Genomic DNA, 24,087 nt, shown 5'->3' with positions numbered 1-24,087 from the left:
CACGAACAGTCCAGCGCGCGAGCGGTCGAGCGCACAACCGGCGCAGCGCGCGAACAACCCAACGCACAACCGGCCCAGCGCGCGAGCGATCCAACGCATGGGCTGTCCGACGCATGGACGATCCGGCCCAGGCGTGACCCGGCGCAGGCGTGACCCGGCGCACGAACGGTCCGGCGCACGAGCGGTCCGGCGCACCCATCATGGAGGCATGCCCGAAGGAGACACCGTCCTCCAGACCGCCGCGCGTCTGCACGCAGCGCTGGCGGGACGAGTACTGACCCGGTCCGACCTGCGTGTCCCCCGGTTCGCCACCGCCGACCTCACCGGCCGTGGCGTGCTGGGCGTCACCGCACGCGGCAAGCATCTGCTGGCTCGCATCGAGGGCGGGCTCACCCTGCACAGCCACCTCCGGATGGACGGGGCATGGCGGGTGTACGCACCGGGAGAACGCTGGCGGGGCGGCCCCGGGCACCAGATCCGTGCGATTCTCGCCAACACCGAGCACACAGCCGTCGGCTATCGGCTCCCCATCCTCGAACTGCTGCGTACCAGCGAGGAGAGCAGGGCCGTGGGCCATCTGGGACCGGATCTGCTGGGCCCCGACTGGGACCCCGGGCCCGCCCTGGACCGGCTGCTGGCCGCACCGGATCGCCCCGTCGGGGAGGCGCTGCTGGATCAGCGCAATCTCGCGGGCATCGGCAACGTCTACAAATGCGAGCTGTGCTTCCTGGCCCGCGTCACTCCCTGGCTCCCGGTGAACGCCCTCCCGGACGGCACCCTGGCCCGGCTGATCACGCTGGCCGAGCGGCTCCTGCACGCCAACCGCGCCCGTCCCACCCGCACGACCACGATCACCGCCGAGCTCCGCACTGCACCGAGCCCGCCCTCCACCGCGGACGAGCGGCGTCCGCTGCCGCCCGTCCGCGTACAGGAGCGGCTGTACGTCTACGGCCGGGCCCAGCGCCCCTGCCTGCGCTGCGGCACCCCGATCCGCGTGGCCGACCAGGACGACCGCCCCACCTTCTGGTGCCCGGCCTGCCAATCGGGCCCAACCCCCTGACCACCCTCACCGCCCTGACCACCCTCACCGCCCTCACCGCCCTGGCCACCCCGGCCTCCCTGGCCACCACGGCCACCACGGCCACCCAGCTCATTGACGGGTCGTCAGATTCAGCCGTACGGTCCCGTCATGCCTCTGTCTCTCTCCGCGTACGACCTCACGGGCCGCTCCGCGTTCGTCACCGGTGCGGCGAGCGGCATCGGCCGGGCGAGCGCCCTGCTGCTCGCGGAGGCCGGAGCCGTGGTGCACTGCGCGGACCGCGACGAGACCGGTCTGCGCCGGACGTACGACCTGGTCACCGGCGCAGGGGGCAGCGCCCGCACCCACCCCCTCGATATCACCGACCGCGATCAGGTCCGCGCGGCCGTCGCAGCGGCAGGGCACCTCGACATCCTGGTCGCGGTGGCCGGGATCATGCACACCAGCAGCGTGCTGGAGACGACGGACGAGGACCTGGACCGGGTGCTGGCGGTCAACTTCAAGGGAGTGCTGTACGCCTGCCAGGAGGTGGCACACTCCATGACGGCCCGCTCCGCCCCCGGTTCGCTGATCACGATGGCGTCCGGCGCCGTGGATTCCGCGAGTCCGGGCCTGCTCTGCTACAGCGCGGCCAAGGCAGCCGTGGTGCAGCTGACCAAGACCCTTGCCACCGAGCTGGGCCCACACGCCATACGGGTGAACGCAGTCGCGCCCGGCTGGATCCGTACACCGATGACCGACCGGCACGATGCCGACGGACAGCGCCGGGCGGAGGCCGCGATGACCCGGATCTCCCCGCTGGGCCGGGTCGGGGAGCCCGAGGACGTCGCTCACACCGTGCTTCACCTGGCTTCGGACGCCTCGGCCTTCATGACCGGTCAGATCCTCCGCCCGAACGGCGGCGTCGCCATGCCCTGGTAAAGGCCCTGGCGAGGACCCCGGTCAGCGCTCCGCCAGGCCGCGCAGACCGCGCCCGGCCGCCCGCGGGCCCGGCGCCCTCCCGCCCCCCGGCCCGGTCCACGGAGACGACCGACGCCACATGGACCGGCAACAGGCTCAGCCCCCAGCCGCCCGCCGCCACCGCGCCCTCCACCAGCCCCGCCTGCTCGGGACGCAGAACCACCCGCAGGATTGCCCACCACCACAGCCCGCCGAGGGCCACCGCCGGCACCCACCGCCGTCCCATGGCGCCTCCCGCGGCCGACGTCCTTTCCGGCAGTTTCCCCTGGCCCGGGCGCCGGTGCATCCAGAACGTCCGACCGAAGGACCACCCACACAGGAGTACCCCCGCCGAAACGGCGGGGGTACGACAGCCCTAGAAGGCCGGTCACGTGAGCGCCCACAGCACAAGGCGCTCGCGGACCCAACCTCCGCCGCCCGAACAGCCTTCGCCGTCCGGCGCACCTTCGCCGCCCGGACCTAGCCTTCGTCGTCCCGGCGCAGGGAGTCCTTGACACCCTCCGCCCGGTCACCGGCCTCGTCCATCGCTTCCTTGGCCCGGCCCTTGACCTGATCGGTCTTGCCCTCGGCCTCCTTGCGGCGGTCGCCGGTCAGCTTGCCGACGACTTCCTTGCCCTTGCCCTTGAGCTTGTCCATGGCGCTGTCACCACTCACGATGTCGCTCCCTTCCACTCGGATCGGCTTTCCACTCGGATCGACCTTCCCCCCGGATCGACCTTCCCTGCCGGGTCGGCCTTCCCTCCCGGGTCGCCCCCCCGGATCGGCTCGGTCTTCGTGCCGGACGTTCACCGTCAGGCGCTTTCCGCCTGGAACATCCACGCGTGCTTTTCGAGGTCTGCCGTCAGCGCGATCAGCAGGTCCTGGGTGACCGGGTCCGGCTCGTCGGTCGCTTCGATGCGCTCCCGCATCCTGCCGATGACCACACCCAGCGCCTCCACCAGGATGCGTACGGCGTCGGTGTCCTTGATCCAGCCCTCGGGCACGGACGCGATGGCGGTCTCCTTGGCGACCGTGCCCGAGCGCCCGTCCGGGTTGACCCCGACCGCCGAGGCACGCTCGGCGACCGTGTCGGAGTGCTGCCTGGCCGTGACGACGACGTCGTCCAGCTGAAGGTGGACAGAGCGGAAACGCGGACCGACCACGTTCCAGTGGACCTGTTTGGCCACCAGGGAGAGGTCCACGAGGTCTACCAAGGCGCCTTGCAGCGCCGTGCCCACGACCTTGAGACCACCCTCGGACAACGTGCTCTTGACCACAGACATGTGCACTTCTCCCATCCGTCAGCCTCTTCACTGACCCGTCTCGACCGATCGCCTCGGTGCATCACCCACGATGGCACAAAAGAAACAAAGCGGTCATTCGGGCCTTGTCCTCCGTGTGCCCACTGATGGAGAGCTCACACGCCCCCACACCCCCGAAACGCAGAAGTCCCGGCCGACCCCGATAGGGGCCGACCGGGACTCCGGTCGTGCGAGTGCCGCGTGGATCAGGCGGCGACGACGTCCACCGCTTCCGCGGGCGCCTTGATGGTCACCCGTCCCGACGGCACACCTGCGACCGACGACACGGAGACGGAATTGAGCATGGGACGAACCGGTACTGGGACCGGATCACTGGCAGCTGCCGACTCGGCCAGCTCAGCGAGCGAGAGCTCATCGCTCACCTCACGCATGAGCTCGGACATCCGTACGTCAAGCGCGTCGCAAATCGCGGAGAGCAGCTCGGAGGATGCCTCCTTCTGCCCCCGCTCCACCTCGGAGAGATAACCGAGCGAGACCCGGGCGGACGAGGAGACTTCGCGCAGAGTACGGCCTTGGCGCTGGCGCTGCCGACGCAGCACGTCACCCAGCAGGCGACGGAGCAGAATCATCGGTGGCTCCCTCCTCGGACCGCGTAGCCGCATCCTTCACGCCCTACCGTACCGCCTTGTGCTGCGGCCGTGCGGGGAGCGATGTCGTGTTCACTCAGGGCTGCAAACATCAATTCCCCCCGTTCTGTTCCGTATCCTGTGCCCGCGCATTCTCACCGAGTTCGCTCGCGAGCAGTTCGAGGACGCTTCGCACACTCTCTCTACGGATATCCGCCCTCTCACCATTCAACCGCAGAGCGCTCACTTTCTCGATGCCGGAGGGTCCCGCCACGGCAACGTAGACCGTGCCGACCGGCTGTCCGTCCTGTGGTTCCGGACCCGCGACGCCCGTGGTGGAGATCCCCCAGTCCGCGCCGAGAACACGGCGGACCCCGGCCGCCATCTGCCGTGCGACCTCGGGGTCAACGGCTCCGCGCTCCGCCAGAAGGCCCCCGTCGACCCCCAGCACCTCCCGCTTGAGGCCGGTGGCGTACGCCGTCACCGATCCCCGGAAAGACCGCGAAGCACCGGGTACGGCCGTGAGCTCGGCGGCCACCAGGCCGCCCGTCAGCGATTCGGCGACGGCGAGGGTCCGTCCGTGTTCCGCGAGCAGGCGCAGCACCTGGGCCGCGGCTGTCACCGTTCGGCCTCCGCGGCGTCCCGCGCCTCGGCTCCGTGTGCTCCCCGTGCTCCCCGTGCTCCCCGTGCTCCCCGTGCTCCCCGCACATCCGTCGCACTTGCCCCGGAGGCCGCACCGGCCATCCCGGCCGCTTCCAGCGCCTCCGTCGTCTGCTGCGCCCGCTCGGCTGCGGCGGCACGCTCGGCGGCGAGGCCCTTGCGGCGCAGGCCGACGGCCTGGCGTACGTAGTCGAGTCCGGTGACGACCGTCAGCACGACGGCGACCATCATCACCCAGAAGCGCAAGGTCGCCAGCGGTCCCGTGAGGACCAGGACGTACATCCCGGCCGCCGTTCCCTGCGCGAGGGTCTTCAGCTTGCCGCCTCTGCTGGCCGGGATCACCGCATGCCGGATGACCCAGAACCGCATCAGCGTGATGCCCAGCTCACGGGCGATGATGACCCCGGTGATCCACCAGGGCAGATCACCCAGGACGGACAGCGAGACCAGCGCCGCACCCATGATCGCTTTGTCGGCGATCGGGTCGGCGATCTTCCCGAAGTCCGTGACAAGGTTGTACGTCCGTGCCAGATGCCCGTCGAACAGGTCGGTGATCATCGCGATGGCGAAGGCCGCCCAGGCGAAGGAGCGCCAGACCGGGTCGTATCCGCCGTTGTGGAACAGCAGCAGGACGAATCCGGGCACGAGCAGCAGCCGCACCATGGTCAGGATGTTGGCGATGTTCCACAGGCTGGCCTGGTTGACGGCCGCAGTGCCCAGCTTGCCGCCGCGGACCGGCCTCGCGCCGGAGCCGCCTGCCGCGGATGCCGGGACTCCGGTCATCTGGCTGCCTCCGCAAGCTCGTGGTGTTCGGCCACCAGGTCGACTCCCTCGGTGCCCACTGCCTTTGCCTCGACCATACGGCCCGGCACGAGCCCCTCGCGTGTGGTGAAGACCACCTGGCCATCCGTTTCGGGGGCCTGATGGGCCGCGCGCCCGATGGCGACCTCGCCGTCCTCCTCCGACTCGACGGACTCCACCAGCACCTGGAGGGTCTCCCCGATGCGCTCCTCCGCCCGCTGCGAGGTCAGCTCCTCGGCCAGCTGGGAGATGTGGGCGAGGCGCTCCGCGATGACGTCGGCGTCGAGCTTGTTCTCGTAGCCGACCGCCTCGGTGCCCTCCTCGTCGGAGTAGCCGAAGACGCCGATCGCGTCGAGGCGGGCGCCGGTGAGGAAGCGTTCCAGCTCGGCGAGGTCCGCCTCGGTCTCGCCGGGGAAGCCGACGATGAAGTTGGAGCGGGCGCCGGCCTGGGGTGCCTTGCTCCGGATGGTGTCCAGGAGCTCCAGGAAGCGGTCGGTGTCGCCGAAGCGGCGCATCGCGCGCAGCACACCCGGGGCGGAGTGCTGGAAAGAGAGGTCGAAGTACGGGGCGACCTTCGGCGTCGAGGTGAGGACGTCGATGAGCCCGGGGCGCATCTCGGCGGGCTGGAGGTAGCTGACCCGGATGCGCTCGATGCCGTCCACGTCGGCCAGCTCCGGCAGCAGGGTCTCCAGCAGCCGGATGTCGCCGAGGTCCTTGCCGTAGGAGGTGTTGTTCTCGGAGACGAGCATGACCTCCTTGACGCCCTGCTCGGCCAGCCAGCGGGTCTCCTGGAGCACGTCCGAGGGGCGCCGCGAGATGAACGATCCGCGGAAGGAGGGGATGGCGCAGAAGGAGCAGCGGCGGTCGCAGCCGGAGGCGAGCTTCACCGAGGCGACGGGGCTGGTGCCGAGTCTGCGGCGCAGCGGTGCCCGCGGTCCGGAGACCGGGGCGACGCCTTCGGGAAGGTCCTCGGGGGCGGGGGCGGGCGTCTCCTGGGCGTGGCCGGGCAGCGCCACAGCGGCGTCCTGCCGCTCGGCGGGGCTGATCGGCAGCAGCTTGCGGCGGTCGCGCGGGGTGTGCGAGGCGTGGATGCCGCCGTTGAGGATGGTCTGGAGCCGGTCGGAGATGTCGGCGTAGTCGTCAAATCCGAGGACGCCGTCCGCCTCCGGCAGGGCCTCGGCGAGGTCCTTGCCGTAGCGCTCGGCCATGCAGCCGACGGCGACGACGGCCTGGGTGCGGCCATGGTCCTTGAGATCGTTGGCTTCGAGCAGGGCGTCGACGGAGTCCTTCTTGGCGGCTTCGACGAACCCACAGGTGTTGACGACTGCGACATCCGCGTCGGAGGCATCCTCGACGAGGTCCCAGCCGTCCGCTGCCAAGCGGCCTGCAAGCTCCTCCGAGTCCACCTCGTTACGGGCGCAGCCAAGAGTGACAAGGGCGACGGTACGGCGTTCGGGCATGGACTCAAGACTACTTTGTCCCGGCGGCGCCCCTGCCGTGCAGGGTTGCCTGCCCCCCTCCCGGCCGGCGCTTCCTGCTACGGGGAGTAACAGGTTTTCGGCCGGGAACGCCGACGGACGCCCGGCGCGAGGCCGGACGCCCGTCGGAGGGGTAGCGCGTCGAGGGGCAGCGGATCAGCCGGCCTCGGGGTCGCCCTTGGTGTAGGACAGCCGCTCGACCGTGCCCGGACCGAAGCGGTCCTGGACCTGCTTGCCGTTGACGAAGAGGTCGATCGCCCCGGCGTTGCCGAGAACGAGGTCGATGCGCTCCTTGTCCTGGAAGGTCTTGGACTCGCCCTGGAGCAGTAGCCCGTCGAAGAGCAGCCGGCCGTTGTGGTCCTTGGCGGAGATCCAGCTCTTGTCCCGGTCCGCACTGAGCTTGACCGTCACCTTGTCCCGGGGGGCTGCGGCGATGGCGCTCTCGGAAGGCACGGGCTTGGGGTCGGAGGGCTTGGTGGCGGTGGGCTTGGCCGCGGTCTTGTCGGGCTTCGAGCCCTCCGCGACCTGGGCGGTGTTCGAGGGCTTCTCCTCGCCGCTGAAGAGCGTGAAGCCGACGAACCCGATCACGGCGACGATGGCCGCGACCATGGCGGCGGTCCAGTTGGGCCGCCGGGGTTCGGAACGGATGCGTTCCGCTTCGAACAGCGGTGCCGCCGGGGTCGGTGCGGGACGGCCGCCGTGATCGGCGTCGTACTCCTCGACCAGCGGTTCCGGATCGAGGCCGACGGCGCGCGCGAGCGTGCGGATGTGGCCGCGGGTGTAGACGTCGCCGCCGCAGCGGGAGAAGTCGTCCTGCTCGATCGCGTGCACGATGGGGATGCGCACCCGGGTGGAGCTGCTGACTTCCTCGACCGTCAGACCTGCGGTGATACGAGCCTGCTGGAGGGCACGACCGATCGAAGGCCGGTCGTCTTCGGGGGAGTTGCCGATGGACACGGGGGCGCCTTTCGAGCGTGAGCCACCTGCTGGATGTTCAGTCTAGAGGGGGTACGAAAGGGAGGGGCAACCGGGAGGACGACTTTGTAAGCCATCGGGTTCGCCGGACGGCCCCGCCTCCGGCTCCCGGGGCGGAGCGGGGACGGAGCAACAGCCCCGATCGAGGACTGGGCAACCTGTAGTGGGCCGAACGGGGTGGGAGGTCGGACAGGGCGGAGACGGGCGGAGCCAAGCGGAGGAGCATGGTTCCGTCCCTCCCTTCAACTGGACGTACGACCGCACGAAACGGTTGCCCACGAAACCTTTACGGGTGGATTCACCCTTCAGGGAGCGGATTCCCCCCGAATGACGGCCAACACCCCGTCGAGTTCCTCGGGTTTCACGAGGACGTCGCGGGCCTTTGATCCCTCGCTGGGTCCGACGATGTTGCGGGACTCCATCAGGTCCATCAGCCGGCCCGCCTTCGCGAAGCCGACCCGCAGCTTGCGCTGGAGCATCGAGGTCGACCCGAACTGGGTGGAGACGACCAGCTCGGCGGCCTGGCAGAGCAGGTCCAGGTCGTCGCCGATGTCCTCGTCGATCTCCTTCTTCTGCTTCGTGCCGACCACGACGTCGTCCCGGAAGACCGGGGCCATCTGGTCCTTGCAGTGCTGGACGACGGCCGCGACCTCGTGCTCGGTCACGAAGGCGCCCTGCATACGGGTGGGCTTGTTGGCTCCCATCGGCAGGAAAAGACCGTCGCCCTTGCCGATGAGCTTCTCGGCGCCGGGCTGATCGAGGATGACCCGGCTGTCGGCGAGCGAGGAGGTGGCGAAGGCGAGCCGGGAGGGCACGTTGGCCTTGATCAGGCCGGTCACGACGTCGACCGAGGGTCGCTGAGTGGCGAGCACCAGGTGGATTCCGGCGGCGCGGGCGAGCTGGGTGATGCGGACGATGGAGTCCTCGACGTCGCGCGGGGCGACCATCATCAGGTCGGCCAGCTCGTCGACGATCACCAGCAGATACGGGTACGGCGACAGCTCCCGCTCGCTGCCCTCGGGCGCCTTGCACTTGCCGTTGCGCACGGCGTGGTTGAAGTCGTCGATGTGCCGGTAGCCGAAGTTGGCGAGGTCGTCGTAGCGCAGGTCCATCTCCCGTACGACCCACTGGAGCGCTTCGGCGGCCTTCTTCGGGTTGGTGATGATCGGCGTGATCAGGTGCGGGATGCCCTCGTACGCGGTGAGCTCGACGCGTTTGGGGTCGACGAGGACCATCCGCACGTCGTCCGGGGTGGCCCGCACCATGATCGAGGTGATCAGGCAGTTGATGCAGGAGGACTTGCCGGAGCCGGTGGCACCGGCGACCAGGACGTGCGGCATCTTGGCGAGGTTGGCCATCTCGTAGCCGCCCTCGACGTTCTTGCCGAGCGCCACGAGCATCGGGTGGTCGTCCTCGGCCGCGTCCGCGAGGCGCAGCACATCACCGAGGTTGACCATCTCTCGGTCCGAGTTCGGGATCTCGATGCCGACGGCGGACTTCCCCGGGATCGGCGAGATGATCCGCACGTCCGGGCTCGCCACGGCGTACGCGATGTTCTTGGCCAGCGCCGTGATCTTCTCGACCTTCACGGCGGGGCCGAGCTCGATCTCGTAACGGGTGACCGTCGGGCCCCGGGTGAAGCCGGTGACCACGGCGTCGACCTTGAACTCCGTGAACACGTTGGTCAGCGAGGCCACAACTGCGTCGTTGGCCGCGCTGCGGGTCTTGCCGGGGCCGCCGCGCTCCAGCAGGTCGAGCGAGGGCAGGGAGTAGGTGATGTCACCGGACAGCTGGAGCTGCTCGGCGCGGGCGGGCAGTCCCTCGGGGCGCTCCGGGGCGGGCTTCGTCAGATCCGGTACGCCTCCGAAGGCGCCGCCTCCACCGCCGGAACGGTCGGCCGCCTCTCCCCCGGAACGTCCGGCCGCGCGGCCGGAGCCCGCGCCCGCCTTCCCCGCGCCGCCGCCGTCCCGCTCGGCCTCCCGGGCCCCGGGCACGGGTGTACCGGTGCGCTCCCGGTCCACCGAGACGCCCTGGGTGAGGTCGGCGACGATCGGCGAGGGCGGCATGCCGTTCAGGACGGCTCCGTCGAGCGCGGCGGCCGCGGCGGCCGCGACGTCCACCGCGTCCATGGGCCGGTTCATCGCGGGCTGCACCGCGGGCCGCCGGGGCCTGCGGCGCTTGGTGAGCGCTTCCGCCTCGGCCTGGTCGTGGTCGTGGACCAGCTCCACGTCCGGGCGGCGCGAGGAACCCCGCCGCGACCGCCCGGGCAGCGCCTCGCGCCACTGCTCGTCGTAGCGCTCGTCGTCGTCGCCGTACACGTCACCGGGCTCGGGCGGGGCCTCCACGATGCCGAGGCGGACACCGAGCTGACGCAGCCGCTGCGGGATGGCGTTGACCGGGGTGGCGGTGACGACGAGCAGCCCGAAGACGGTCAGCAGCACCAGCAACGGTACGGCGAGCACCTCACCCATCATGAAGATCAGCGGTTTGGACACGGCCCAGCCCACCAGGCCGCCCGCGTCCTGCATCGCCTCGGTGCCCGCGTCCCGGCCCGGCGAACCGCAGGCGATGTGGACCTGTCCGAGGACGCCGAGGACCAGGGCGGACAGGCCGATGACGATGCGACCGTTGGCCTCCGGGCGCTCCGGATAGAGGATCAGCCGTACGGCCATCGCACCCAGCAGTATCGGCGCGAGCAGATCGAGCCGGCCGAAGGCCCCGGTGACGAGCATCTCGACCAGATCGCCGACCGGCCCCTGGAGGTGGGACCAGGTGCCCGCGGCGACGATCAGCGCCAGGCCGAGGAGCAGCAGCGCGAGCCCGTCCTTGCGGTGGGCCGGGTCAAGTCCCTTCGCCCCGCGCCCTATCGAACGGAACACCGCACCGACACCGTGCGCCGCCCCGAGCCAGACGGCCCGCACCAGGCGGTAGAGGCCACCGGTGGGTGAGGGTGCGGGCTTGGGCGCGGGCTTCTTGGCCGCCGCCTTCTTCGCGGGGGCCTTCTTCCCGGGGGCCGCCGACTTCTTCGGCGCGGTCTTCTTGGCGGGCGCGGCTTTCTTCGCCGGGCCCGGGGTACGGCCGACCCGCTTCGCGGTGCCCGCCGTGCCCTGGGAACCCTTGCCGGACGTACGTGAGGCCATGATGCCGAGGTTACCGCTGTCGTCGCCCGTGAACACGTTCGCCTACTGGTTCACCCGACTGTGTCGCCTTCCGGCAGCCGGAAACTGACGACGCCTCATGGCGGAGGGGTGGAGGATGTCAGCCCTGGGCGGGCAGCACGCCCGTACTGCCGCCCGTGCCCGGCTCCAGCGCGTCGAGCGCGCGGCGCAGGCCGGTCAGCTTGCGTTCGAGATGGGCGGCCGTGGCGACCGCCGCGGCGTCCGCGGATTCGTCGTCGAGCTGCTTGGAGAGCGCTTCGGCCTGCTCCTCGACCGCCGCGAGCCGTGCGGACAGCTCGGCCAGCAGACCAGCGGGTTCCTTCTCGTGCTCGCCGCCCGCGTGGCCGTCGCCCTCCAACTGGAGGCGCAGCAGCGCGGCCTGCTCACGGAGCTTGCAGTTCTTCATGTACAGCTCGACGAAGACCGAGACCTTGGCGCGGAGCACCCAGGGGTCGAACGGCTTGGAGATGTAGTCCACCGCACCGGCCGCGTAGCCCCGGAAGGTGTGGTGCGGGCCGTGGTTGATGGCGGTGAGGAAGATGATCGGGATGTCCCGGGTCCGCTCCCGCCGCTTGATGTGCGCGGCGGTCTCGAAACCGTCCATGCCCGGCATCTGGACGTCCAGCAGAATGACCGCGAAGTCGTCCGTGAGCAGCGCCTTCAGCGCCTCCTCCCCTGACGATGCCCGGACCAGTGTCTGATCGAGCGCAGAGAGGATGGCCTCCAGCGCCAGCAGATTCTCCGGCCGGTCATCGACCAGGAGGATCTTGGCCTTCTGCACCATGGCCCGTCCTCCTCGCCCCGGAAATGCACCGGGTGCCGCCCCAGGGGACGACTCCCTTGCGCCGTCCGTCCTTGTGCCGGTCATGGTAGCCGCACCCCGCCCGTCACCACACCCTGTCACCGCGATGTCACTGTGCACATACCTCAAACGCGTTGGGAGACCAGAAGGTTCCCCGAATCCAGCGCGTTCACACCCGTTCGAGCACAGTCGGTCAACAACTCACGTCAACTCGTTCAATATTCGATCACTCTCCGCGCATCCACTGCTCCATCACCGCGAGCAGATGATCAGGATCGACCGGCTTCGTCACATAGTCGGAAGCTCCGCAATCGATCGCCTTCTCCCGGTCGCCCTTCATCGCCTTCGCCGTGAGCGCGACGATCGGCAGTCCGGCGAACTGCGGCATCCGGCGGATCGCGGTCGTCGTCGCGTAACCGTCCATCTCGGGCATCATGATGTCCATCAGCACAACCGTCACATCGTCGTGCTGCTCCAGGACTTCGATGCCCTCGCGCCCGTTCTCCGCGTACAGCACCGCCAGTCCGTGCTGCTCCAGCACGCTCGTCAGCGCGAAGACGTTACGAATGTCGTCGTCGACGATGAGCACCTTCTCGCCACGGAAGCGGAACGTCCGCCGGGGCTCCGGCTCCTCCGCAGCGGCCTGCCCCTGGCTCCCCTGCGCCCATTCGTCCTGGGCCGGTGCGCTCTCGGCTGCCGTCCGGCCGGACGGCAGCGCGGACCTGCGGGCCGCGTCCCCGAGCGCCTTGCGCCGGCGCCGGAACAGTCCCGCGGAGTTGGCCGGATCGCCGAGCGGGGCCGAGGACTGTCCGCTCTCGACCGTGCCGCCCAGCACCTCGGCCGAACCCGAACCCACCTGCGGGTAGCCCTGGGGCGGCAGTTCGGCGCGGTGCAGCGGCAGGTAGAGCGTGAAGGTCGAGCCCCGGCCCGGCTCGCTCGCCGCGTGGATCTCGCCGCCGAGCAGCCGCGCGATCTCCCGGCTGATGGAGAGCCCGAGGCCCGTACCGCCGTACTTGCGGCTCGTCGTACCGTCCGCCTGCTTGAACGCCTCGAAGATCACCAGCATCTTGCTGGACGCGATCCCGATCCCGGTGTCGGTGACCGAGAAGGCGATCAGATCGGCGTCCGCGTCCCGCAGCGAACCCGCCTCCAGCAGATGTTCCCGGATGGAGTTCGGAACATCGGCGCCGGCCGGCCGGATCACCAGCTCCACCGCCCCGCTGTCGGTGAACTTCACCGCATTGGACAGCAGGTTGCGCAGCACCTGGAGCAGGCGCTGCTCGTCGGTGTGCAGTGTCGCGGGAAGTTCCGGCGACACCCGTACGGAGAAGTCGAGCCCCTTCTCCGCGGTGAGCGGGCGGAAGGTCGCCTCCACGTAGTCGACCAGCTGGACCAGCGCGATCCGGGTCGGGCTGACGTCCATCTTGCCCGCCTCGACCTTGGACAGGTCCAGGATGTCGTTGATCAGCTGGAGCAGGTCGGAACCGGCCCCATGGATCGTCTCGGCGAACTCCACCTGCTTCGGCGAGAGATTGCTCTCGGCGTTGTCCGCGAGCAGCTTGGCCAGGATCAGCAGCGAGTTGAGCGGCGTACGCAGCTCGTGCGACATGTTCGCCAGGAACTCCGACTTGTAGCGCATCGAGACCGCGAGCTGCTCGGCGCGCTCCTCCAGGACCTGCCGCGCCTCCTCGATCTCGGTGTTCTTCACCTCGATGTCGCGGTTCTGCTGGGCCAGCAGCTCGGCCTTCTCCTCCAGCTCGGCGTTGGACGCCTGGAGGGCCTTCTGCCGGTTCTCCAGCTCCTGCGAACGGTCGCGCAGTTGCTCGGTCAGCTCCTGCGACTGCTCCAGCAGCTTCTCGGTCTTGGTGTTGACGCTGATCGTGTTGACGCTCGTCGCGATCATCTCGGCGAGCTGGTTGAGGAAGTCCCGCTGGATGTGCGTGAACGGCTGGAACGACGCCAGCTCGATCACCCCGAGCACCTTGCCCTCGAAGAGCACCGGCAGCACGATCACATGCGCGGGCGGTGCCTCGCCGAGACCGGAGGAGATCTTCAGATAGCCCGGCGGAACATTGTCGACCTGGATCGTCCGCTTCTCCTCGGCCGCCGTCCCGATGAGCGTCTCACCGGGCCGGAACGAGGTCGGCATCGAACCGGCGGAGTAGCCGTAACTCCCCCGCATCCGCAGCTCGTACGAACCGTCGTCGTCGTTGTCCGGCCCCACCTCGTCGGAGTCGGGCGCCATCGCCAGGAAGAACGCGCCGTGCTGGGCGGAGACGACCGGCGTCAGCTCGCTCATGATCAGCGAGGCCACGTCGTCCAGATCGCGGCGGCCCTGCATCAGACCGGAGATCCGGGCCAGGTTGCCCTTCAGCCAGTCCTGTTCCTTGTTGGCGAGGGTGGTGTCGCGGAGGTTCGCGATCATCGTGTTGATGTTGTCCTGGAGGACCTGGATCTCGCCCGCCGCGTCCACGTCGATCTTCAGATTCAGATCGCCGCGGGTCACCGCGGTGGCGACGGCCGCGATGGCGCGCACCTGTCGGGTCAGGTTCCCGGCCATCTCGTTCACCGACTCGGTGAGATCGCGCCAGGTGCCGTCCACGTCCCGCACCCGCGCCTGGCCGCCCAGCTGCCCCTCGGTGCCCACCTCGCGGGCGACCCGGGTCACCTGCTCGGCGAACGAGGACAACTGGTCGACCATCGTGTTGATGGTGTTCTTCAGCTCCTGGATCTCACCGCGCGCGTCGATGTCGATCTTCTTGGTCAGATCGCCCTTGGCGATGGCCGTCGTGACCGTCGCGATCTGCCGCACCTGCCCGGTCAGGTTGGAGGCCATCGAGTTCACCGACTCGGTGAGGTCCTTCCACGTACCGGAGACTCCCGGCACCCGGGCCTGGCCGCCCAGCTCACCTTCCGTACCCACCTCACGGGCCACGCGCGTGACCTCGTCAGCGAACGAGGACAGCGTCGTCACCATGGTGTTGACCGTGTCGGCCAGCTCCGCGACCTCGCCGCGCGCCTCCACGGTGACCTTCTTCGTCAGATCGCCGTTGGCGACCGCGGAGGAGACCCGCGAGATGTTACGTACCTGGCTGGTCAGGTTGTTGGCCATCAGGTTGACGTTCTCGCTGAGGTCCTTCCAGATGCCGGTCGCGCCGCGGACCCGCGCCTGACCGCCGAGAATGCCCTCGGTACCCACCTCACGCGCCACACGCGAGACCTCGTCCGCGAAGTTCAGCAGCTGGTCGACCATCGTGTTGACGGTCGTGACGAGTTCGAGGATCTCGCCCTTGGCGTCGACGGTGATCTTCTTGGAGAGATCGCCCTTGGCGACCGCGGTGGTGACCTCGGCGATATTGCGGACCTGGAGGGTCAGGTTGTTCGCCATGCCGTTGACGGACTGGGTGAGGTCCTTCCACGTACCGGACACACCCTGCACCTCGGCCTGACCGCCGAGGATGCCCTCCGTACCCACCTCGCGGGCGACCCGCGTCACCTGCTCCGCGAAGTTGGACAGCTGGTCCACCATCGTATTGAGGGTGTTCTTCAGCTCCAGGATCTCGCCCCGGGCGTCCACGTCGATCTTCTGCGACAGGTCACCCCGCGCCACCGCCGTGGCAACCTGCGCGATGTTACGGACCTGAGCGGTCAGGTTCCCCGCCATACCGTTCACCGAATCGGTCAGATCTCGCCACACTCCGGCCACGCCGGGTACCTGCGCCTGACCGCCCAGCCGCCCGTCCGTCCCCACCTCACGGGCGACCCGCGTCACCTGGTCGGCGAAGGCGGAAAGCTGGTCGACCATCGTGTTGATCGTGTTCTTCAGCTCCAGGATCTCGCCCCGGGCGTCCACGTCGATCTTCTGCGACAGGTCACCCCGCGCCACCGCAGTCGTCACCTGGGCGATCTGCCGCACCTGGGAGGTGAGGTTCCCGGCCATGAAGTTGACGGAGTCCGTGAGCTCCTTCCACGTCCCCGAGACGCCGTCCACACGTGCCTGACCGCCGAGGCGGCCTTCCGTACCCACGTCCCGGGCCATCCGCGTCACCTGGTCGGCGAAGTTGGACAGCTGCGCCACCATCGTATTGACGGTGTTCTTCAGCTCCAGCATCTCCCCGGCCACATCCACGGTGACCTTCTGCGACAGGTCACCGTTGGCGACCGCAGTCGTCACCTGCGCGATGTCCCGGACCTGACCGGTCAGGTTGCGGAAGGCGGTGTTCACCGAGTCGGTGAGGTCCTTCCACGTCCCCGCGGCGCCCGGCACCTCGGCCTGGCCGCCGAGCCGGCCCTCGACGCCGACCTCACGGGCCACCCGCGTCACCTCGGAGCCGAAGGCCTGGAGCTGGTCCACCATCGTGTTGACGGTGTTCTTCAGCTCCAGCATCTCCCCGGCCACATCGACCGTGACCTTCTGCGACATGTCGCCGCTGGCCACCGCCGTCGTCACCTGCGCGATGTCACGCACCTGCGTCGTCAGGTTCCGGAAGACCGTGTTCACCGAGTCGGTGAGGTCCTTCCACGTCCCCGCGGCGCCCGGCACCTGCGCCTGACCGCCGAGCAGCCCCTCACCACCGACCTCGCTCGCCACACGCGTCACTTCGTCCGCGAAGGTGCGCAGCGTCTCGGTCATCTGGTTGATCGTCTCGGCGAGCTGGGCGACCTCGCCCCGCGCGCTCACCGTGACCTTCTGCGTCAGGTCACCACTGGCGACCGCCGTCGTCACCTCCGCGATACCGCGCACCTGGGAGGTGAGGTTGCCCGCCATCGTGTTGACGGAGTCGGTGAGGTCCTTCCACACCCCGGCCACACCCGGCACGGTCGCCTGACCGCCGAGCTCGCCCTCCGTACCCACCTCACGGGCGACGCGCGTCACCTCGGAAGAGAACGAGGACAGCTGGTCGACCATCGTATTGACGGTGTTCTTCAGCTGGAGCATCTCACCGGCCACATGGACGGTGACCTTCCGCGACAGATCACCCTTGGCCACCGCGGTCGTGACCAGCGCGATGTCGCGCACCTGCGCGGTCAGCCGGTACGCCATGGTGTTGACGGAGTCCGTGAGGTCCTTCCACGACCCGGACATCCCCCGCACCTGGGCCTGCCCGCCGAGCTTGCCCTCGGTGCCCACCTCGACGGCGACCCGGGTCACCTGCTCGGTGAAGACCGACAGCTGGTCGACGAGGTTGTTGACCGTACGGGCGACCTTCAGGAACTCGCCGCGCAGCGGGCGCACCGTCTCGTCCGTAGTGTGCGACCGCAGCTCCATCCGCTGCTCCAGATCACCGTCGGCGACCGCCGACAGCACCCGGCCCACCTCGGACACCGGTCGCGCGAGATCGTCCACGAGCTCGTTGGAGGCATCGATCGCGGCCGCCCAGGAACCCTCACAGGCCCCCGTCTCCAGCCGCTCCGTGAGCTTCCCCTCACGCCCGACCACCCGCCGTACGCGCGCCAGCTCACCGGTCAGATGCAGATTCCGGTCGGCGACCTCGTTGAAGACCGCCGCGATCTCCGTCATCACACCGTCGCCGGAGACGGTCAGCCGCCTGCGGAAATTTCCGTCGCGCATCGCCGCAAGTCCCGCGAGCAGTCTGTTCAGAGCTGCCGCGTCGACCTCGACGGTGCCATTGCGCTGCTTTTTCACGGACTGTCCGCCTTTAGTACGCGTCTTCGAACCCCGCGCCGCCACGCCAGACTCCACCGTGTCCCTCCCGCAGGGGTTGACCGTTTCGCTCGGGCCTATCCGGATAGCTTGCCCAGTTCCACTTTGGCTCACCGCCACAGCACACCGTCAACGGGTGACCGGGCAGACGTCAAATCGTTGCAACGTACCAGGCTGGAACCGGTCGGCGAGCAACCTCCCCCGGTCGCCCCGCATCCCTTCCATCGGAAGTCCATACTTGTGCGCCCGCGCACCGCCACGGACCGACCTGTCCCGATCTCGGCCCTCGTGTACCCGGCACCCTGAACGAACGTCTAGCCTGGCAAGCGAATCGAAGCGGCGAGAAACGGGCACAGGACTCGGGGAAGCGACGAGACACCATATGGGGAGTGCTGTGATCACCGCGCGCGCGGCCGCCACCTTCGAACCGGTCGGGCGCTCCGTCGCGACCGCCCGCGCCTTCGTCCGGGACACCCTCCAGGGGTGGGGCTACAACGATGTCGTCGACGACGCCGTCGTCCTCACCAGCGAGCTCGTCACCAACGCCGTCGTGCACGCGGGGACAGCGGCCGACGTGCTGTGCCTGCGCACCGAGGACGGCGTACGGGTCGAGGTCTCCGACCACTATCCGGAACGCGAGGTCCCGCTCCAGAGCAACGGCCTCGACTTCGGCAGCCCCGACCGTGAGAACGGCCGCGGGCTGCTCCTCTGCGCCGCCCTGGCCGCGCGCTGGGGCGTCGAGTACTCGCCCACACGCAAACATGTCTGGTTCCAGCTGGACCTGCCCGACCGCCCGGTGGGCATCCGCTCCGCGGGACCGGTCCTGCCCACCTCGCTCCTTCCCGTCACCGACCAGCGCGTCCGGGTCGCCGTCGTCCAGATCGACAGCACCGGCTCCATCACGGCGTGGAACGACGACGCGGCGTATGTCTTCGGACACAGCGCGGAGCAGGTCACCGGCAAGCAGTTCACCGACTTCGTGGCCTGGCCACACACCCCCGGCACCAACACCGGCATCGCCGACGCCCTCCAGCTCTCCCGCTGGGAGGGCAGCTACGGAATCCGCGGCGCCGATGGCCGGAACATCGCCGTCTACGCCTCCCACCTGCGCGTCCGCGACACCGACGGCGAACCCTCCACGGTCTGTCTCCTCGTCCGCGACGACGAGCGCGCCGTGCTCCAGTCCCCGGCCCGCGCCCCGGTCTCCGACGCCTCCGAGAACCGCACCGCGGACCCCTTCGAGGTCTTCATCGGCTCCCCCGCCCCCGACGACCTGGACGGCCTCCTCCAGCGCACCGTCGAGCGGGCCCGCGACATGCTCGACGCCGACGCGGCCTTCCTCCTGCTCGCCACCGACGACGAGACGGAGCTGGAGGTCCGCGCTACGACGGGTCTCCCCTCGGCCCGCCAGCGCTTCGCCCGCGTCCCCGTGGAAGCCGGAGCGGGCCGCTACGGCTCCGCCCGGATGCCGGCCGTCCACGAGGACCTGACCGCCGTACCCGGCGCCGTCCCGCTCCTCACCGACACCGGGATGCGCTCGGTCGTCACGGTCCCGCTGAAGGTCGAGGGCCGCCTCACCGGCTCCCTCGGCGTCGCGGCGGAGGGCCCGGGCCGCTATTCCAACGAGGAGGCCCTGCGCCTCCAGTTCGCCGCCGACCGCATCGCGCTCGCCGTGGAGTCCGCCCGCCTCGGCGAGCTGGAACGCCTGCGCCGCGGCTCCCTGTCCTTCCTCGTCGAGGCCTCCGACCTGCTGGCCGGGACTCTCGACCGGGACCAGACGCTGGCCCTCATGGCCCAGATGACGGTCCCGACCCTCGCCACCTGGTGCGCCGTCTACACGATCGCCGACCAGTCCTCCGACCCGTACCTCTCGTACGTGCTCCACGAGGACGAGGACCTCATCGACGGCCTCAAGGCCCTCCTCTCCAAGATCGCCCCGCCGGACCCGGTCCCCACCCCCGGCGCTCGCATCTGGGCCGCCCCCTCGGAGGCGGGCCACCGCGCGGCGCTGTCCACGTCGACCCGCAGCCTGCGACACGACGCGCCCCTGAGCATGAGCACGGCCACCCGCACCACGCTCGCCACGGCCCAGGCCGTCGGCGGCGAGACGGTGGTGCTCCCGCTGGTCGCCCGCAACCGCGTGATCGGCATGCTGACGCTCGGGAAGCCCTCGGACGACCACTTCCGCCAGGAGATCCTGGAACTGGCCGAGGACCTGTCCCGACGGGCCGCCCTGGCCCTGGACAACGCCCGCCTGTACTCGGAGCGCACGGCGATCAGCCAGTCCCTCCAGCGCAGCCTGCTGCCCCCGGGACTCCCCGACGTCCCGAACGTCGAGATCGAGGTCATCTACCGCGCGGCGGGCGAGGGCAACGAGGTCGGCGGAGACTTCTACGACGTCTTCCCCATCCGTGACGGCGCGTACGGCTTCGCCGTCGGCGACGTCTGCGGTACGGGCCCCGAGGCCGCCGCGGTCACCGGCCTGGCCCGCCACGCCCTGCGCCTGCTCGCCCGCGAGGGCTTCGGCGGCCCGGCGGTCCTGGAGCGCCTCAACGCGGCGATCCTCGACGAGGGCGCCCGCAGCCGCTTCCTCACCCTCCTGTACGGCGAGCTGTGGCCCCAGGAGGACGGCAGCGCCCTCCTGAAGGTCGTCTGCGCCGGCCACCCACTGCCGCTGCGCCTGCGCCAGGACGGATCCGTGGAGGCAGCCGCCGAACCGCAGCCGCTGCTCGGCGTCATCGAGGACCTCGACCTGTACGAGCAGGAGGTAACCCTCAACCCGGGCGACGTCCTCCTCTGCGTCACGGACGGCGTCACCGAACGCCGCGAGGGAGCCCGCATGCTGGGCGACGACGGCCTCGCGGACGTCCTGTCGACCTGTACGGGCCTGACGGCCGGCGCGGTCGCCGCACGCATCCTCAGGGCCGTGGAACGCTTCGCGGCCGAACCCGCCTCGGACGACATGGCGATCCTCGCGATGCGCGTCCCGGAGCCGCCCCACATCTGACCGGCAGCGTCTGCCCGTCAACGCGAAAGGCCCCCGCCATACGGCGGGGGCCTTTCGTTCTTCTCTGAGCCCCAATGCGGAATCGAACCGCAGACCTTCTCCTTACCATGGAGACGCTCTACCGACTGAGCTATTGGGGCCTCGTTGCGCTGCGGCAACGAGGTAAACCATACACGGGATCCGGGGATTCACACAATCGCGCCGGGCAGAGGCCCACCAGAGTCCCACGGACTGCGGCCGTCAGCGGCTGCAGGACTGTTTTGGAACGCATCCCGGAAACTTGCCTCGAAATGCAGGAAAGCCCCGTACCTTGCGGTACGGGGCTTTCCCGGAAAAATTGTTCGGCGGCGTCCTACTCTCCCACAGGGTCCCCCCTGCAGTACCATCGGCGCTGAAAGGCTTAGCTTCCGGGTTCGGAATGTAACCGGGCGTTTCCCTAACGCAATGACCACCGAAACACTATGAAATTAACCAACACCGGACAACAACACGGCCGTTCGTTATTTCAGAACTAACACAGTGGACGCGAGCAACTGAGGACAAGCCCTCGGCCTATTAGTACCAGTCAGCTCCACCCGTTACCGGGCTTCCACATCTGGCCTATCAACCCAGTCGTCTACTGGGAGCCTTAACCCCTCAAGAGGGTGGGAATACTCATCTCGAAGCAGGCTTCCCGCTTAGATGCTTTCAGCGGTTATCCTTTCCGAACGTAGCCAACCAGCCATGCCCTTGGCAGGACAACTGGCACACCAGAGGTTCGTCCGTCCCGGTCCTCTCGTACTAGGGACAGCCCTTCTCAATATTCCTACGCGCACAGCGGATAGGGACCGAACTGTCTCACGACGTTCTAAACCCAGCTCGCGTACCGCTTTAATGGGCGAACAGCCCAACCCTTGGGACCGACTCCAGCCCCAGGATGCGACGAGCCGACATCGAGGTGCCAAACCATCCCGTCGATATGGACTCTTGGGGAAGATCAGCCTGTTATCCCCGGGGTACCTTTTATCCGTTGAGCGACAGCGCTTCCACAAGCCACTGCCGGATCACTAGTCCCGACTTTCGTCCCTGCTCGACCCGTCGGTCTCACAGTCAAGCTCCCTTGTGCACTTACACTCAACACCTGATTGCCAACCAGGCTGAGGGAACCTTTGGGCGCCTCCGTTACTCTTTAGGAGGCAACCGCCCCAGTTAAACTACCCATCAGACACTGTCCCTGATCCGGATCACGGACCCAGGTTAGACATCCAGCACGACCAGAGTGGTATTTCAACGACGACTCCACAACCACTGGCGTGGCCGCTTCAAAGTCTCCCACCTATCCTACACAAGCCGAACCGAACACCAATATCAAACTGTAGTAAAGGTCCCGGGGTCTTTCCGTCCTGCTGCGCGAAACGAGCATCTTTACTCGTAGTGCAATTTCACCGGGCCTATGGTTGAGACAGTCGAGAAGTCGTTACGCCATTCGTGCAGGTCGGAACTTACCCGACAAGGAATTTCGCTACCTTAGGATGGTTATAGTTACCACCGCCGTTTACTGGCGCTTAAGTTCTCAGCTTCGCCAACCCGAAAGTCAGCTAACCGGTCCCCTTAACGTTCCAGCACCGGGCAGGCGTCAGTCCGTATACATCGCCTTACGGCTTCGCACGGACCTGTGTTTTTAGTAAACAGTCGCTTCTCGCTGGTCTCTGCGGCCACCCCAGCTCACCGAGTAAATCGGATCACCAGTGATGGCCCCCCTTCTCCCGAAGTTACGGGGGCATTTTGCCGAGTTCCTTAACCATAGTTCACCCGAACGCCTCGGTATTCTCTACCTGACCACCTGAGTCGGTTTAGGGTACGGGCCGCCATGAAACTCGCTAGAGGCTTTTCTCGACAGCATAGGATCATCCACTTCACCACAATCGGCTCGGCATCAGGTCTCACCCTTAATGTGTGACGGATTTACCTACCACACGGGCTACACCCTTACCCCGGGACAACCACCGCCCGGGCTGGACTACCTTCCTGCGTCACCCCATCGCTTACCTACTACAAGTCTGGTTCATCGGCTCCACCACTACCCTCAACTCCGAAGAGATCGGGCCGGCTTCACGGACTTAGCATCGCCTGATTCAGTACTGGGCGTTTCAAAGCGGGTACCGGAATATCAACCGGTTGTCCATCGACTACGCCTGTCGGCCTCGCCTTAGGTCCCGACTTACCCTGGGCAGATCAGCTTGACCCAGGAACCCTTAGTCAATCGGCGCACACGTTTCTCACGTGTGTATCGCTACTCATGCCTGCATTCTCACTCGTGAACCGTCCACAACTCGCTTCCGCGGCTGCTTCACCCGGCACACGACGCTCCCCTACCCATCCACACAGGCGTTGGCCCTATATGTGTGAATGACACGACTTCGGCGGTACGCTTGAGCCCCGCTACATTGTCGGCGCGGAATCACTTGACCAGTGAGCTATTACGCACTCTTTCAAGGGTGGCTGCTTCTAAGCCAACCTCCTGGTTGTCTCTGCGACTCCACATCCTTTCCCACTTAGCGTACGCTTAGGGGCCTTAGTCGATGCTCTGGGCTGTTTCCTCTCGACCATGGAGCTTATCCCCACAGTCTCACTGCCGCGCTCTCACTTACCGGCATTCGGAGTTTGGCTAAGGTCAGTAACCCGGTAGGGCCCATCGCCTATCCAGTGCTCTACCTCCGGCAAGAAACACACGACGCTGCACCTAAATGCATTTCGGGGAGAACCAGCTATCACGGAGTTTGATTGGCCTTTCACCCCTAACCACAGGTCATCCCCCAGGTTTTCAACCCTGGTGGGTTCGGTCCTCCACGAAGTCTTACCTCCGCTTCAACCTGCCCATGGCTAGATCACTCCGCTTCGGGTCTAGAGCGTGCAACTCAAACGCCCTATTCGGACTCGCTTTCGCTACGGCTTCCCCACACGGGTTAACCTCGCTACACACCGCTAACTCGCAGGCTCATTCTTCAAAAGGCACGCAGTCACGACTGCATGTGCAAGCACATACCAGCGACGCTCCCACGGCTTGTAGGCACACGGTTTCAGGTACTATTTCACTCCGCTCCCGCGGTACTTTTCACCATTCCCTCACGGTACTATCCGCTATCGGTCACCAGGAATATTTAGGCTTAGCGGGTGGTCCCGCCAGATTCACACGGGATTTCTCGGGCCCCGTGCTACTTGGGTGGTTCTCAAACGAGCCGTTGATGTTTCAGCTACGGGGGTCTTACCCTCTACGCCGGACCTTTCGCATGTCCTTCGCCTACACCAACGGTTTCTGACTCGCCGACCAACCGGCAGATTGATCAAGAGAACTCCCACAACCCCGCATGCGCAACCCCTGCCGGGTATCACACGCATACGGTTTGGCCTCATCCAGTTTCGCTCGCCACTACTCCCGGAATCACGGTTGTTTTCTCTTCCTGAGGGTACTGAGATGTTTCACTTCCCTCGTTCCCTCCACACTGCCTATGTGTTCAGCAGCGGGTGACAGCCCATGACGACTGCCGGGTTTCCCCATTCGGAAACCCCCGGATCAAAGCTTGGTTGACAGCTCCCCGGGGACTATCGTGGCCTCCCACGTCCTTCATCGGTTCCTGGTGCCAAGGCATCCACCGTGCGCCCTTAAAAACTTGGCCACAGATGCTCGCGTCCACT

At 67.8% G+C, this 24,087-nt stretch carries 14 protein-coding genes, 1 tRNA gene and 2 rRNA genes; 3 read left to right on the top strand and 14 right to left on the bottom strand.

What is annotated here, in order from left to right; genetic code table 11:
• The first annotated feature begins 208 nt into the window (after positions 1–208).
• Together RI138_RS25885 and RI138_RS25880 are read left to right on the top strand one after the other, a co-directional pair.
• Positions 209–1,060, top strand: a complete 852-nt coding sequence (locus tag RI138_RS25885; protein ID WP_311121813.1) for an Fpg/Nei family DNA glycosylase — start codon at positions 209–211, stop codon at positions 1,058–1,060.
• 135 nt (positions 1,061–1,195) lie between these two features.
• Complete coding sequence (locus RI138_RS25880) at positions 1,196–1,960, top strand: SDR family NAD(P)-dependent oxidoreductase (protein ID WP_311123010.1); 765 nt, start codon at positions 1,196–1,198, stop codon at positions 1,958–1,960.
• Here the strand turns inward: RI138_RS25880 and RI138_RS25875 are convergent.
• From RI138_RS25875 to RI138_RS25825, 11 genes are all read right to left on the bottom strand, one after another.
• Positions 1,908–2,225 carry a hypothetical protein gene (locus RI138_RS25875; RefSeq protein ID WP_311121812.1) on the bottom strand — a complete coding sequence of 106 codons (318 nt, stop codon included), beginning with the start codon at positions 2,223–2,225 and terminating at the stop codon, positions 1,908–1,910. The two genes, RI138_RS25880 and RI138_RS25875, sit on opposite strands and share 53 nt — an antisense overlap.
• A gap of 233 nt (positions 2,226–2,458) precedes the next feature.
• Positions 2,459–2,635, bottom strand: coding sequence for a CsbD family protein (locus RI138_RS25870; protein WP_311123009.1), 177 nt, complete (start codon positions 2,633–2,635; stop codon positions 2,459–2,461).
• Between the two features lie 155 nt (positions 2,636–2,790).
• Entirely contained in the window at positions 2,791–3,261 is a 471-nt protein-coding gene (locus RI138_RS25865; RefSeq protein WP_096628482.1) for a Dps family protein, read from the bottom strand.
• 224 nt (positions 3,262–3,485) lie between these two features.
• Positions 3,486–3,869 (bottom strand): helix-turn-helix domain-containing protein, encoded by a 384-nt coding sequence (locus RI138_RS25860; RefSeq protein ID WP_003965837.1) that lies wholly within the window; start codon positions 3,867–3,869, stop codon positions 3,486–3,488.
• 109 nt (positions 3,870–3,978) lie between these two features.
• Positions 3,979–4,488, bottom strand: a complete 510-nt coding sequence (locus RI138_RS25855; RefSeq protein ID WP_096628481.1) for a CinA family protein — start codon at positions 4,486–4,488, stop codon at positions 3,979–3,981.
• Positions 4,485–5,309 (bottom strand): CDP-diacylglycerol--glycerol-3-phosphate 3-phosphatidyltransferase, encoded by an 825-nt coding sequence (gene pgsA, locus RI138_RS25850; RefSeq protein ID WP_311121811.1) that lies wholly within the window; start codon positions 5,307–5,309, stop codon positions 4,485–4,487. The genes RI138_RS25855 and pgsA overlap by 4 nt, the downstream gene beginning before the upstream one ends.
• Positions 5,306–6,787 carry a 30S ribosomal protein S12 methylthiotransferase RimO gene (gene rimO / locus RI138_RS25845; protein WP_311121810.1) on the bottom strand — a complete coding sequence of 494 codons (1,482 nt, stop codon included), beginning with the start codon at positions 6,785–6,787 and terminating at the stop codon, positions 5,306–5,308. The genes pgsA and rimO overlap by 4 nt, the downstream gene beginning before the upstream one ends.
• A gap of 174 nt (positions 6,788–6,961) precedes the next feature.
• Positions 6,962–7,762, bottom strand: a complete 801-nt coding sequence (locus RI138_RS25840; RefSeq protein ID WP_311121809.1) for a helix-turn-helix domain-containing protein — start codon at positions 7,760–7,762, stop codon at positions 6,962–6,964.
• A gap of 323 nt (positions 7,763–8,085) precedes the next feature.
• Positions 8,086–10,920, bottom strand: coding sequence for a DNA translocase FtsK (locus RI138_RS25835; protein WP_311121808.1), 2,835 nt, complete (start codon positions 10,918–10,920; stop codon positions 8,086–8,088).
• Positions 10,921–11,038: 118 nt separating this feature from the next.
• A complete protein-coding gene (locus tag RI138_RS25830) occupies positions 11,039–11,722 on the bottom strand; it encodes a response regulator (protein ID WP_311121807.1) in 684 nt (227 codons plus the stop codon).
• 244 nt (positions 11,723–11,966) lie between these two features.
• On the bottom strand, positions 11,967–17,387 hold the full coding sequence (locus tag RI138_RS25825) for a HAMP domain-containing protein (RefSeq protein WP_311121806.1): 5,421 nt from the start codon (positions 17,385–17,387) through the stop codon (positions 11,967–11,969).
• Positions 17,388–17,787: 400 nt separating this feature from the next.
• Between RI138_RS25825 and RI138_RS25820 the strand changes: the two genes are divergently transcribed.
• Positions 17,788–20,412, top strand: coding sequence for a SpoIIE family protein phosphatase (locus RI138_RS25820; protein ID WP_311121805.1), 2,625 nt, complete (start codon positions 17,788–17,790; stop codon positions 20,410–20,412).
• A 67-nt stretch (positions 20,413–20,479) separates the two neighbouring features.
• Here the strand turns inward: RI138_RS25820 and RI138_RS25815 are convergent.
• The 3 genes from RI138_RS25815 to RI138_RS25805 all read right to left on the bottom strand — a co-directional run bounded on the left by RI138_RS25815 (position 20,480) and on the right by RI138_RS25805 (position 24,068).
• A tRNA-Thr gene (locus tag RI138_RS25815) sits at positions 20,480–20,552 on the bottom strand.
• Between the two features lie 199 nt (positions 20,553–20,751).
• Positions 20,752–20,868: ribosomal RNA gene (gene rrf, locus RI138_RS25810) — 5S ribosomal RNA — on the bottom strand.
• Between the two features lie 79 nt (positions 20,869–20,947).
• Positions 20,948–24,068: ribosomal RNA gene (locus tag RI138_RS25805) — 23S ribosomal RNA — on the bottom strand.
• Between the last annotated feature and the right edge of the window lie 19 nt (positions 24,069–24,087).

Origin of the sequence: Streptomyces durocortorensis (assembly GCF_031760065.1) — a bacterium.
GTDB lineage: Bacteria > Actinomycetota > Actinomycetes > Streptomycetales > Streptomycetaceae > Streptomyces.
The sequence above is the reverse complement of the archived record's forward strand: the minus strand, read 5'-3'. Positions and strand labels throughout refer to the sequence as shown.